The organism is Peribacillus kribbensis DSM 17871 (assembly GCF_000430765.1).
Lineage (GTDB): Bacteria > Bacillota > Bacilli > Bacillales > DSM-1321 > Paraperibacillus > Paraperibacillus kribbensis.
The window spans coordinates 250,957-263,041 of the sequence record NZ_KE387237.1 but is presented as its reverse complement, the minus strand read 5'-3'; the positions used below and the strand labels follow the sequence as shown (position 1 = coordinate 263,041).

Annotated in this window: 13 protein-coding genes, 1 pseudogene and 1 other annotated feature; of the genes and pseudogenes, 1 reads left to right on the top strand and 13 read right to left on the bottom strand. The window is 46.8% G+C overall.

The genetic code is table 11. From position 1 onward, the window contains the following. Together safA and nadA are read right to left on the bottom strand one after the other, a co-directional pair. Nucleotides 1-1,301, bottom strand: a 1,301-nt coding sequence (safA, locus tag H539_RS32600; RefSeq protein WP_051348558.1) for a SafA/ExsA family spore coat assembly protein, incomplete at its 3' end; no start/stop codon positions are given. Between the two features lie 223 nt (nucleotides 1,302-1,524). Further along, nucleotides 1,525-1,885 (bottom strand): annotated as a pseudogene (gene nadA, locus H539_RS30780) (quinolinate synthase NadA); the annotation flags it as partial. Between the two features lie 207 nt (nucleotides 1,886-2,092). Between nadA and H539_RS0112420 the strand changes: the two are divergent. Next, on the top strand, nucleotides 2,093-2,629 hold the full coding sequence (locus H539_RS0112420; protein ID WP_026693790.1) for a transcription repressor NadR: 537 nt from the start codon (nucleotides 2,093-2,095) through the stop codon (nucleotides 2,627-2,629). Between the two features lie 194 nt (nucleotides 2,630-2,823). On the opposite strand, the gene pheA is transcribed toward H539_RS0112420, so the two are convergent. The 11 genes from pheA to minD form a co-directional block, all read right to left on the bottom strand. Then, nucleotides 2,824-3,705 (bottom strand): prephenate dehydratase, encoded by an 882-nt coding sequence (gene pheA, locus H539_RS0112415; RefSeq protein WP_026693789.1) that lies wholly within the window; start codon nucleotides 3,703-3,705, stop codon nucleotides 2,824-2,826. Between the two features lie 571 nt (nucleotides 3,706-4,276). Further along, nucleotides 4,277-4,726, bottom strand: coding sequence for an ACT domain-containing protein (locus H539_RS0112410; protein ID WP_026693788.1), 450 nt, complete (start codon nucleotides 4,724-4,726; stop codon nucleotides 4,277-4,279). Between the two features lie 54 nt (nucleotides 4,727-4,780). Next, nucleotides 4,781-6,076 carry a GTPase ObgE gene (obgE, locus tag H539_RS0112405; protein WP_026693787.1) on the bottom strand — a complete coding sequence of 432 codons (1,296 nt, stop codon included), beginning with the start codon at nucleotides 6,074-6,076 and terminating at the stop codon, nucleotides 4,781-4,783. Nucleotides 6,077-6,152: 76 nt separating this feature from the next. Further along, complete coding sequence (locus H539_RS0112400) at nucleotides 6,153-6,701, bottom strand: Spo0B domain-containing protein (RefSeq protein ID WP_026693786.1); 549 nt, start codon at nucleotides 6,699-6,701, stop codon at nucleotides 6,153-6,155. A gap of 168 nt (nucleotides 6,702-6,869) precedes the next feature. Next, nucleotides 6,870-7,160, bottom strand: a complete 291-nt coding sequence (rpmA, locus tag H539_RS0112395) for a 50S ribosomal protein L27 (RefSeq protein WP_026693785.1) — start codon at nucleotides 7,158-7,160, stop codon at nucleotides 6,870-6,872. 12 nt (nucleotides 7,161-7,172) lie between these two features. Continuing rightward, a complete protein-coding gene (locus H539_RS0112390) occupies nucleotides 7,173-7,508 on the bottom strand; it encodes a ribosomal-processing cysteine protease Prp (protein ID WP_026693784.1) in 336 nt (111 codons plus the stop codon). Between the two features lie 9 nt (nucleotides 7,509-7,517). Next, nucleotides 7,518-7,826, bottom strand: coding sequence for a 50S ribosomal protein L21 (gene rplU, locus H539_RS0112385; protein WP_026693783.1), 309 nt, complete (start codon nucleotides 7,824-7,826; stop codon nucleotides 7,518-7,520). 14 nt (nucleotides 7,827-7,840) lie between these two features. Continuing rightward, nucleotides 7,841-7,919 (bottom strand) — a sequence feature (ribosomal protein L21 leader region). 69 nt (nucleotides 7,920-7,988) lie between these two features. Further along, a complete protein-coding gene (locus H539_RS0112380) occupies nucleotides 7,989-9,476 on the bottom strand; it encodes an Rne/Rng family ribonuclease (RefSeq protein ID WP_026693782.1) in 1,488 nt (495 codons plus the stop codon). A 48-nt stretch (nucleotides 9,477-9,524) separates the two neighbouring features. After that, the gene (locus H539_RS0112375) at nucleotides 9,525-10,391 is read right to left on the bottom strand and encodes a site-2 protease family protein (protein WP_026693781.1); all 867 of its coding nucleotides are present in this window, start codon (nucleotides 10,389-10,391) and stop codon (nucleotides 9,525-9,527) included. Further along, nucleotides 10,384-11,142: a M23 family metallopeptidase gene (locus H539_RS0112370; RefSeq protein ID WP_026693780.1), complete on the bottom strand. Its 759-nt coding sequence runs from the start codon at nucleotides 11,140-11,142 to the stop codon at nucleotides 10,384-10,386. Before H539_RS0112370 ends, H539_RS0112375 begins: the two co-directional genes overlap by 8 nt. A gap of 138 nt (nucleotides 11,143-11,280) precedes the next feature. Further along, nucleotides 11,281-12,084, bottom strand: a complete 804-nt coding sequence (gene minD, locus H539_RS0112365; RefSeq protein ID WP_026693779.1) for a septum site-determining protein MinD — start codon at nucleotides 12,082-12,084, stop codon at nucleotides 11,281-11,283. Between the last annotated feature and the right edge of the window lies 1 nt (nucleotide 12,085).

Below are 12,085 nucleotides of genomic sequence, written 5' to 3'. Positions count from 1 at the left end.
CCCCCATATGGCGGCTGGCCGTATCCCGGCTGGTTCATTCCTCCTCCCTGCGGAGGCTGGCCGTATCCTGCCTGTATATCTCCCCCGTATGACGGCTGGGCAGCTTGAGGAGGCTGGTATCCTGGTGATTCCACCCCATATGAAGGATACGCTGGGTTATAAGGCATCGCCTGCTGCCCATACGGATTTGATTCATAAGGCATTGCCTGCTGTGGTGCCCCGCAGCCGCAATCGTCTGCAGGAGGTGCATATTGTCCCATCACCTGGCTTGGGGCTGCCTGCGGATTCACTCCTCCTGAATGCATGAGATGTCCGTAATACATGGAGTGCTTAGGCATGTTGCTTGATGATTCATAAGGGGAGCTGGAAGACTCAGAATGTCCCATAAAGCCGCCCATGACTCCTCCCTGCGGTGCAAATGGCATTTGATATCCCTGAGAATAAGGCTGCGGCTGCCCGCCCATTGAATGATGAATATAAGAAGACGAATCATAGCTTGAACTTTCATGATGCATATACGGCTGCTGCATGTACGCCCCCTGGACCTGCGGCATTGCTCCCTGCTGCTGGGGATAGCCAGGCATCTGTGGGAACATAGGTGCTGCAGGGAAAGGATAATTTGGCATATTGATTGGATCAAAGTAGCCTGTTCCCGGCATCACAGGTGAGATTGGGATGCACTGGTCAGCCGGCGGGAGCATCGGGGCTGCCTGCACTGGAGGCTGCTGCTCCATGACGGGGGCTGCCTGCTGCATCATCTGCGGCTGAGGCGGCGGTTCAGGTGATTCAGGTGACTCTGGCGACTCCTGCTTCATAAGCCCCGGGAGGACATTAGCCGGCTTCTTTGGGATGACAGGTGCCGGCTTTGGCTCTGGGACCGTCATATTAGCCATGTTTGCCGTAAAATAGTTATTAATCTCCACCTCGGTAATCTCCGGCTGGGTGGCTTGACTAACCACCGGCGGAGCCTGAGGGACTGGTACAGGCATTTCCTTTACCGGCGGAGGCTGCGGCGGAGCTTTCTGGACAGGAGCGGGGCTTACCGGGACTTCCTTCGCTTTTTCCTTGATCAGCGGCCCCGTGCTCTTAGGGGTTTCTTTTGCACTGTAAGTAATTTTGGCACCAGTTCCTGTGCCTCCTCCGCTCTTGGCATCTCCCGGTATCTTGATTTTCATGCCAGGCATGATCATATCAGGGTTGCTCAACTGTGAATTCAGCTTTTTTAACTCATCAAAATTCACATTGTATTTCTTGGAAAGAATCCAAAGAGTATCCCCTTTTTTTGCTATATGAATTTTCACACATCTTCCCTCCTGTGCTTATGTCCTTATATCCTATGAAGGTCTGGGCAAAGTGCTAACATTTTCATGAAAACTTATGCCAGGAGGGAAGCATTTAGAAGAAAAAGAAAAAAATTTAAAAGAATTTTAGAATCTCTGTTTTCTTATTACAGAGCATTTCCAGCCGGGACTTCACCACAAGAAAAATAAAAATCCCCCGGCTTCTTACAGGAGGAATGAAAGCTTATAAAGCCCCGAGCATTCTGTTTAGGGCTAAAAGAGAATCTCCTGCAGTTTCCGGAGCTACTTTTATACGATTCTGGACACTGCCTGCCTCGATGTTTTCAATCGTCCACAGCAAGTGAGGAAGATCAATCCGTTCATGGTCAAGCAGGGACACATATGGGGATTAAGTGAAATAATTTCTTTTTCCGGATGATCTTTCCTGAGCTGTTTACAAGATTCATTTCGGTCCCGATGGCCCACTGGGTCCCGGGCTCTGCCTTCTCTATCATTTGGATGATATAAGAGGTGGAGCCGCTGTAATCTGACAGTGCCACCACTTCCCTTGAGCATTCGGGATGTACAAGGATTTTCATGCCGGGCTGCTCTGATTAGCCAAGAGCTTATACGCATTTCCTTTGGAAAGAAAATAAAAAAGGAACATATGGACATACTGTGCAGGTCATTGTCCGAAATTGCCTTCCCTATGCAGCAGGGATTGCTTTCGTATGAGCAAAACATATAATTTTTCATTGTGCTATGATAGAATGATTAAATAATTTCCTTTAGCTTTTAAGGAGAGTCGATACATGAAACCGGAAAAAAAACTCTTAGGGGAAGAAAGAAGAAACTGGCTTCTGAACCTCTTGAAGGAAAGTACTGCCCCTGTGACAGGAGCAGAGCTCGCAAGGCTGTCCAGTGTCAGCCGCCAGATTATTGTGGGAGACATCACCCTGCTCAAGGCCAGGAATGAACCGATTATCGCCACCAGCCAGGGTTATCTATACCTTCATACAGCCGCAGCACCTAAAGAGGTGGAAAGGATCATCGCCTGCCAGCATTCACCTGAACAGGCAAAGGAAGAGCTATATCTGCTGGTCGATCACGGAATACTGGTCAAGGATGTAAAAATCGAGCATCCTGTATATGGAGACCTTACTGCCTCCATTATGGTATCCAACCGGAAGGAAGTCGACCAGTTCCTCGATAAAATCAAGAATACAAAGGCGGTCTATCTATCAGAACTGACCGAAGGAATCCACCTCCATACCCTGTCCGCAGCCACCGAAGCTGCATTGGACCAGGCGGAGACGGCCATGAAAAAGGAAGGCTTTCTTGTTGAGTAAAGCCGGCAAAAGGTGTCCAGAATAATCTCATTCTTGACACCTTTTTATGTCTCTTGTAATTGGATAATCCACACCGCCTCCCTTCGGAAATCGATGCGCCTGTAACGAAATCAACAGCACTCAAAAAGAATAAAAACTGCAGACAAACTCATAGTTTACTGAGCATCCTGCAGTCTCTGTTAACGTTTCTCCCTCTATATAGCACTGCCCGTCCTTATTTTTTGAATAGCGAAGCTCGGATAGCTTCCCAGTATCTTTACAGAGCAGCCAAGTGCCTCAAGCTCGGCAATGGCACCAGGAATCAGGACACCGTCCATTTCCATATTAATATCAATAATAAAAAAATAATTGCCAAGACCTGTTTTCATGGGTCTCGATTCGATTTTTGACAAATTGAGCCTTCTCCAGGAGAACGCAGATAACACCTGATGCAGGGCACCTGGATGATCGGCGGGAAGCATGATCATCAGCGTCGTTTTCATTCCGAGTTCCTCTGCCTGGTGGCCTTCAAATACTAACTGTTCTTTTGAGACGGCAATAAAACGAGTATGATTATGATTAAAATCATGGATATCCGGCTGGACGATCTTTAACCCATATTCCTGGGCTGCCATTTCATTTGCTATGGCGGCAATCCGCTCTCCCGGGTTTTCAGAGACAAGCTTTGCCGCAGCAGCAGTAGAAGTGACACTTTCCGCAGGAATTCCTTTCAGCACCTTGTGAAGGAACTTGTGGCATTGTGCAATCGCATGGGAATGCGAATAGACCCTCTCTATATCAGCCCACTCCTCCTCATGATCCGGATGAACCATAAGATGCTGGCTGATGGGTGCCGTAATCTCTCCCCGTATAGGAAGATCCACTTCATGAATCAAATAATCAAGAGTAATATTGACACTTCCTTCAAGCGTATTCTCAACCGGTATCAGGGCTGCGTCCGCGTCCCCGTCCGCCACGGCGTCAAGGCACTCCGGAATTGTCATGAGCGGAATCCGCTCCTCCTCAGGAAACAGCTTTGCTGCCGCCAAATCTGTAAAAGTTGCTTTAGGTCCCAGAAAAGCTATTTTATATCCCAAGTTTTCTTCTCTCCTAACAATAAAAATTACTGTTTATATTAGTCCATTTTTTTGATAATTTCAATAATTTTTGATCTTATTTCAGCCGAAGTTAACTTTTCGTTCTTCATTCTGCTCTATTTCAGTCCTGAGTGAAAAGCACCGTTCTCCGCTTTATATTATTCCAGCTCCGAACTGCCATCCTCGAGTCATAAGCCAGTCTGGCATGGGAAGAAACCCGCTTCCCACAGCCAGCCCGTCTTATGCTTGTCGGATGGCTGCTTTTCAACTATTAATTTTTTTCAAATGGTTTAGTTCTTCAGTCTGCTCTATATCATTCCAGAGTGAAAAGCACCGTTCTCCGCTTTATATTATTCCAGCTCCGAACTGCCATCCTCGAGTCATAAGCCAGTCTGGCCATGGGAAGAAACCCGCTTCCCACAGCCAGCCCGTCTTATGCTTGTCGGATGGCTGCTTTTCAACTATTAATTTTATTCAAATGGTTTAGTTCTTCATTCTGCTCTATTTCAGTCCTGAGTGAAAAGCACCGTTCTCCGCTTTATAATAAAACATGCAGCTTTTCAGCTGCATGTCAGGCTCCTGTTCCCAGGACTTCTATTTTTTCGACGAATTCGAGTTTTCTCAGGCTTGAGAGGAGTTCGTCAATGCTTTGGTTCATTCCGTCTGTATTGAGGGAGAGGGTGACGTTGGCCCTGCCCTGCAGGGGAATGGTTTGGTGGATTGTCAGGACATTGCATCCTGCTCCCGCTACAATGGCCAGCAGGTTCGATAGTGTGCCGGACCGGTCTTCCAGGTAGAAGAATAAAGAGATAATTCTCTCCTTTACAATGGTATGGAAAGGAAAAACAGTATCCCTGTATTTATAGAAGGCGCTCCGGCTGATATCCACCTGCTGTACCGCTTCCAGGACGGATTCGGCCTTTCCGCGGTCCAGCAGTTCTTTCGCTTCGATTGTTTTCTGCATAGCCTCGGGAAGTACATCTTCACGGACCAAGTAAAATTTTTTATCTATCTTATTCATAAATGCCCCCATTACTAAGGCTGTTTACGGGTTTAGATGCGGGTCAAAGCCCGATTAGTCGATAAATTCAAATTCATAATCCAGAAGCCTGATGACATCGCCATTCTCGGCTCCTTTTTCACGAAGCGCTTCATCGACTCCCATAGAGCGGAGCTGTCTGGCAAATCTCTTGATGGACTCTTCACGGTTGAAGTTGGTCATCTTGAATAAGCGCTCCACATTGAATCCGGAAATTACAAAGGTGCCATCTGGATCACGGGAAATGATAAAGTCTTTATCTGGTGTTTCATGCTTATACATAACCCGGTTGACTTCTCCTGCCTCCTGCTCTTCCACATGCTCAAGAGGGAATTCCGGAGTGGTTTCCAGGGTATCGGCCACTTCGAACAGCAGGTCGCGGATTCCTTCGCGTGTAAAGGACGAGATAGGGAATATCTTAAGATCTTCTCCGACCTTTTCCTTGAACACTCTCAGATTTTCCTCGGAATCCGGCATATCCATTTTATTGGCTGCGATGATCTGAGGACGCTCTGTAAGGCGCAGATTGTATTCTTTTAATTCTGAGTTGATGGTTAGATAATCTTCATACGGATCCCGTCCCTCGAGACCCGACATGTCGATGACGTGCACGATGACGCGGGTCCGCTCGATATGGCGGAGGAATTGATGTCCGAGGCCCACACCTTCTGATGCGCCTTCAATCAATCCTGGAAGGTCAGCCATGACAAAGCTTCGATTATCCTCTGTTTCAACCACACCCAGGTTAGGAGCAATCGTTGTAAAATGATATTCCGCGATTTTCGGTTTCGCTGAAGATACCACTGAAAGCAAGGTGGACTTTCCGACACTTGGGAAGCCGACGAGGCCGACATCTGCCAGCAGCTTCAGCTCCATAACGATATAGCGTTCCTGTCCCGGCTCCCCATTTTCTGAGATTTCAGGGGCAGGGTTTGCCGGCGTGGCAAAACGGCTGTTTCCCCGTCCTCCGCGGCCGCCTTTTGCAATCACCGCACGCTGGCCATGCTCTGTAAGGTCGGCGATGACTTCTTTTGTATCTTCATCCATGATCACTGTTCCAGGGGGAACTTTAACAATCATGTCTGCTGCATTTCTGCCATGCTGGTTCTTGGACATGCCATGCTCTCCGCGTTTTGCCTTAAAATGCCGCTGATAGCGGAAATCCATAAGAGTCCGCAGACCTTCTTCTACCTCAAATACTACATTCGCTCCATGACCGCCGTCTCCGCCGGCTGGACCGCCTTTAGGAATATACTTTTCTCTGCGGTACGCAACCATGCCGTTTCCGCCATCTCCGCCTTTTACATAGACCTTGACCTGATCGACAAACATTCCATCACTTCCTTTTTTATGTAGGCCTCTTCCTTTCGTTCACGGAAAATGCCTTTATGTATACACCAGGCTGCACTTATTTGCCAGTCACAGGCTTCTTGCTTATTTCGAAGGAAAGTTCACTTTCCTCAAACTTCTTTATCGTTATATCAAGGCACTCTGTCTTACAGTCCAGAAGCAGCGCCCTTAGATTCTCTTCTGATGTTATATTACCCTGCAGTTCATAGGAAAACCGCATATTTTGATGTTCTTTATAAATGGATATCATTAAAAGGCTCTCCGCAAAGGGATCCAGGCTGAGCGTTATTTCCTCAAACAGCTGCCGGGTCCAGAACGAGAGCTCTCTGTCAATGGAGGGGCAGCCATTTTCCACATCAAGAATTTCATATTCAACCTTAAAGGGATATTCCTGCCAGTTCGCAGTCATCAATAATTCGGCATATAAGGGCATATTAAGGGATGAGAGCATTGCTTCTGCCTTTGATTCAATAATGATTTCCTCAATGATTGCTTTGGCCCGGTCCACTTTATTTAGTTCCAGGTTTCCCTTTATCAGCTGAATCCTGTTGAGCCAGTCATGCCTGGAGTGTCTCATAAGCTCCGTTATTTTCCATTCTTTTCTCATTTAAAGGCTCCTGAAATATTGAAATGTAAAGGCAGCTGCATTCCTTTATGTATGGGGTACGTATAAGAAAGCAGCCGGCAAAAAGCTCGACTTTTTTAATCAATCGCTTCTGTAAAAGTAAAAAAAGAAAACTCTAACCAGGGGTCAGAGTTTTCTTAGATGCAAAAATTAAGCTTCTTGAGCAGCTGGATATACGCTAACTTGTTTACGGTCACGGCCTAAACGTTCGAAACGAACAACACCGTCAACTTTTGCAAATAGAGTATCGTCTCCACCGCGTCCTACGTTAGCACCTGGGTAAATTTTTGTACCGCGTTGACGGTAAAGAATTGAACCACCAGATACGAATTGGCCGTCTGCACTCTTAGCACCAAGGCGCTTAGAGATAGAGTCACGTCCGTTCTTTGTAGAACCTACTCCCTTTTTGGAAGCGAAGAACTGAAGATCTAATCTTAACATATGTTCCACCTCCTATTTATGAATGATAATCTTCATGTATTCTTTATAATCTCGTTCAATGGTCTTTAAAGATACAAGCATGGTGCTCAGTATCAGCTGGATCTTGTCAGATGTACCGGCATCGAGGCCATCTGGAAGAATGCACTTCAGATAACCTCCTTCGCCGCCCATTTCAATGCCAGGCTCCACTCCGGTCAATTCCTCAATGGCATTTACAGCCCCGAAGGAGACCGCGGAAGCACCGGCACAGACAATATCCTGACCAGCATCTGCGAACTCAGCATGTCCACTCATGGTAAAAGATTGGATCTTCCCATCAGGGGCATGGTTTATTTCAACATTTATCATTCGTTAGCCTTACGCGTTGATCGCGTCGATTACTACTTTAGTGTATGGCTGACGATGACCTTGCTTTTTGCGGTTGTTTTTCTTCGCTTTGTATTTGAAAACGATGATTTTCTTTTGACGGCCGTGTTTTTCAACTTTACCAGTCACAGTAGCTCCTTCAACAACAGGGCTTCCTACTTTTACGTTTTCTCCACCTACGAATAAAACTTTATCAAAAGTTACAACTTCACCAGCTTCAACGTTTAATTTTTCAATGTAAACGGTCTGTCCAGCTTCAACTTTGATTTGTTTTCCACCAGTTTCAATAATTGCGTACATACTTGCACCTCCTCTAATTAACTCAGACTCGCCATCACAGGCGTTCTGCCAGGGGCAAAAACTTTAACCTGATCTGTGCGGTTGTAGCACGGGTGCTACAAACATAACATAGACAATGGTACCATAGAATTAAACAGCGTGTCAATACTATCTGTATATTTATTACACAGACTTCGCTCCTCCGCCGATCCTGGATTTGATATCATCTATGCTTCCAAGCTGTCTGATTATATAACCTGGAATGCCTGCTTGTAAAGGGGTGATATAAATTCTTTTTGCTGCAAGTTCTTCAATATAAGGAAGATGCTCCCTGCCGCTTCCTGCAAAAACCTGTATCACGGATGGTTCTGCTTCAATCCAGACCGCTTCCTCATCCTGAGACCGCAGCGCAAGGAGCTCTCTTTCCAGTCTGAAAGCTGAGGTTTCGGCGCTTTCCACCCTTCCGGATCCGCTGCAGACGGGGCAGGGAACTGTAAGCTTTTCCCTCAGCGCCCTGGATGTCTTTTTTCTTGTCAGCTGAAGGATCCCAAGCGGTGTAAATCCAATGATTTTCGTGCGGGCTTCATCCTTTGAAAGAGCAGCTGCAAGCTCCTCTTCCACTTTCCTTCTGCTGCTTTCTTCCTTCATATTGATAAAATCGATCAAAATCATACCGCCGATTCCTCGCAGACTCAGCTGGACGGCGATTTCCTTCGCTGCTGCAAGATTTGCAGCCAGCACCGTTGCCTCTTTTTCCATTTTCCCAGTAAAACTCCCGGAATTCACGTCGACTACGGTGCAGGCTTCCGTCTGCTCAATGACTAGAGAAACTCCATTTGCTGCATCCGCCGCTGGGTTTAACGCTGCATCTACTTGCATTTCGGCGCCATATTTAGAAAATACATTCTCATTGCCGCTGTCATACAGGATGGAACAGGCATCTCCTGAGGCATTTTTCACCGCCTGGAAAAGCTGCAGATCATCAATGATGATTTCATCTCCGGCGTTCACAGGCTCCTTCAGCAGCTTTTCCAGAAAAGAATCCTTCTGATAAATAGGTCCCGGCTTTTTCATCTGTAAAGCACGCTTCTGGATTTCCTGCCATTTCTTTCTCAGCTCGTTCAGTTCCTTCAGGAATTGGTCTTCAGTCGCATGCTCGAGGCCTGTCCGGATAATCATGCCCTCGCCGGGCTCTTTCACAGAAAATGCCCGCTTCCGCCATTGATTCTGCAGCTTCCCGTTTGCCATATTCCTGGAAACGCCGATATAATCCGTACCATGCATCAGCACCAAATTCTCTGAAGCGATCTCAATGATGCCAGACAGCTTGGGTCCTTTCGATTCCGTTCCTTCTCTTACAACCTGTACAGGCAGCTTTTCTCCCTCTCTTATGAACTTGCCAAGCGGCAGGCTCTTTTTCTGTTCCGCCGGAAGTGGAGAGAGACTATAAGAAGGCAGCTGGTCACGGTGCAGAAATCCCTGCTTTTCACTTCCAATATCGACGAAGACCGCATCCATTCCCGGAATTACTTTAAGAACAGTCCCAAGATATATATTTCCAGCCTGGCTTTCCTCCCCAGGCTGATGGATCTCAAAGCGCACCACTCTATTGTCCTTTATAATGGCATATCTCTTTTCTCTTGATTTAGCATTGACAATGATTTTTTTCATAAAAAATATCCCTTCTATCTGTGCTGACTATCAGAAAGGATATCATATTTAATAGGAGTATAACAGGTCGCCGAGCCTGGCGGTTGTCAGCTTGTCTGTAAAATAGGCATGAAGGAGTTCGTTTTCATCAAGGACTCCCCGCTCTCTGCCATCCTTTGTGACAATAACGGGATGTTTGCAGCCGCGCTGAAACCTGCCGAGAACCGAAGCAAGACTGTCATTTTCATCCGCATTGATGGGCTTAAGGGCCGGAAAGCCAGGATTCCTTCCATAGTGCCGTTCCAACAGGAACCGGATAAAAATATAATGCCGCTGCTTCCACTCAACAAATAAAGAAAACAGTAAAAAGAGGACCATAATCCAAATGTTCAAGTTATTAGGGACAGTGATTAGGCTTAATAGGATTCCAATTCCTATAGTAATGGCAGACGCAGCGATTGTGTTCTTATGGGCTATCAGAAAAGGCGATTTAAGGGAAAGGAAAGTAAACAGCAGCTTTCCTCCATCCAGAGGCCATATGGGCAGCAGATTGAACAGAAGAATCATGGTGTTCATAAAGAGAAACGAATAGAAAACACCGCCTTCCAGCATATGACCCCCATATAAACCAAAGGCAAGAAGGGCCATCCATATATGCTGAAGCGGACCGGCCAGGGCAACCACAAGCTCTTCTCGTGCCGGCCGGTTTCCATGCTCCTCTGTTTCTAGTTCTCCTCCAAAGGGCAAAAGCTTAATGCTTTTAATTCTCCAGGAAAAATACTGGGCAGCTGCGGCATGGCCCAGTTCATGTATCAATATAACGAAAAAAAGCATGCAGAGATAGGTAAATTGAGCCGTAAGAACCCCGATCCCCAGCACAAGCCAAAAAGTGGGATGGACCTTGATTTTCAGCAGGAGCTGCCAATATTCAGTCAAATGGGATCACCTGTCTCGGATCGACAAACGTGCTTCCTTTTTTAATGGCCAGGTAAAAGGTCCCTTTTGCGCCTTCCTGCTTGTTCGTGACCTTTCCAAGAATCTTCCCTTTTGGGACGTTCTCATATAAGGAAACATCCACAGTGCTTAAATGCCCGTACCATGATTCACTTTTATCGCTATGCTGTACCACCACGGTTTTTCCCAGCTTTTCTTTTTCTCCGATAAAAATAATGGTGCCCCCCTTCGCTGCTTCCACGGGTGAATCCTTGTCCGTTTCAATCATGATCCCCTGTCCGTCTGTTTCAAAGGTCTGGGCTATTTTCCCCGATGCCGGCAGAGCATACTGCTCATTCTCCTTTGATGCGGTTACAGGCTTCTTATCTGAAGGAAAGAAAACCAGCGGCTTTCCGAATGTTGTCTGATACCAGTCCTTTGCTGCGGCAAATTCGAATTCCTGCTTCATATAATGGCTGATAGCGACCCTCGTCTCAGACAAGGCAGGAACAGGCTTTTTAAACATGATGGCCACAGCGAGAAAGAGGCACAGCGAGGCAAGAATCTTGAAATAATACACTTCTTTACGAAAAAGCGGGTGGTAGGACTCAGGAGGTACTTCATAAGCGGCCGGGCGGTCGAAATCTGAATCCTCCGCATTGTAGGAAACGCTCCAATCCTGTCTTTTCGCCGGCGGCTGCAGCTTTCTTCTGCGGGCAATTCGGTCTCTCAATTCTTTTTGCCTGTTTTTCACGTACATTCCCCTCCCTAACTGAACAATTCCTGTATGAATGTATGAGAAACTTGTCCCTAATATTCCAAAGGACACAGCAAAAAGAAAAAGCAGGCTGTAACAGATCTCTGTGATCCATGTACAGCCTGCTTCTGTTTATTAGCGGACTCCAAAAAATTTCTTCAATTTTGCCACAAGGCCTTTCGGCTCTTCATCCAGGGGCTTCAGCGGAATCGACTCTCCAAGAATTCTTCTAGCAATATTCCGGTATGCGACAGAGGCGCGGTTATTCGGGTCAAGGGCAATCGGCTCTCCCTGATTTGAAGCTTTGATGACCTGGTCGTCGTCCACCACTATGCCGATTAAATCAATGGAAAGATGTGTAGTAATATCATCAATATCCAGCATTTCCCCATTTTTCACCATATGACTTCTGATCCGGTTGATGACCAGCTTGGGGGCTTCCATTCCTTCTTCTTTTTCCAGAAGGCCGATAATCCGGTCTGCATCTCGGACTGCAGATACCTCCGGAGTTGTCACGACGATCGCTTTATCCGCTCCAGCTACGGCATTTTTATATCCCTGTTCAATCCCGGCCGGGCAGTCGATAATTATGTAATCATAATCCTGCTTTAAGTCGCCGATCAGCTTGTGCATCTGCTCAGGAGTCACAGCGTTTTTATCGCTTGTCTGCGCTGCCGGAAGCAGGTATAGCAGATCATCGAACCGCTTGTCCTTAACGAGGGCCTGATGGGTTTTGCAGCGTCCTTCCACGACATCCACTAAATCGTAGATGATCCGGTTTTCCAGGCCCATGACGACATCCAGGTTCCGCAGACCGATATCTGTATCCACCAGACACACCTTTTTGCCGAGAATCGCTAAAGATGTTCCAAGGTTGGCTGATGTGGTCGTTTTCCCTACGCCGCCTTTACCTGACGTAATAACAATAGCCTCTCCCATG

Excerpts from the sequence above, each read along its gene's own strand:
- H539_RS0112380 (WP_026693782.1), bottom strand. The coding sequence starts at position 9,476 with ATGAAAAAAATCATTGTCAATGCTAAATCAAGAGAAAAGAGATATGCC.
- rplU (WP_026693783.1), bottom strand. The coding sequence starts at position 7,826 with ATGTACGCAATTATTGAAACTGGTGGAAAACAAATCAAAGTTGAAGCT.
- minD (WP_026693779.1), bottom strand. The coding sequence starts at position 12,084 with ATGGGAGAGGCTATTGTTATTACGTCAGGTAAAGGCGGCGTAGGGAAA.
- H539_RS0112400 (WP_026693786.1), bottom strand. The coding sequence starts at position 6,701 with ATGAGAAAAGAATGGAAAATAACGGAGCTTATGAGACACTCCAGGCAT.
- H539_RS0112410 (WP_026693788.1), bottom strand. The coding sequence starts at position 4,726 with ATGAATAAGATAGATAAAAAATTTTACTTGGTCCGTGAAGATGTACTT.
- H539_RS0112390 (WP_026693784.1), bottom strand. The coding sequence starts at position 7,508 with ATGATAAATGTTGAAATAAACCATGCCCCTGATGGGAAGATCCAATCT.
- rpmA (WP_026693785.1), bottom strand. The coding sequence starts at position 7,160 with ATGTTAAGATTAGATCTTCAGTTCTTCGCTTCCAAAAAGGGAGTAGGT.
- H539_RS0112420 (WP_026693790.1), top strand. The coding sequence starts at position 2,093 with ATGAAACCGGAAAAAAAACTCTTAGGGGAAGAAAGAAGAAACTGGCTT.
- obgE (WP_026693787.1), bottom strand. The coding sequence starts at position 6,076 with ATGTTTGTCGATCAGGTCAAGGTCTATGTAAAAGGCGGAGATGGCGGA.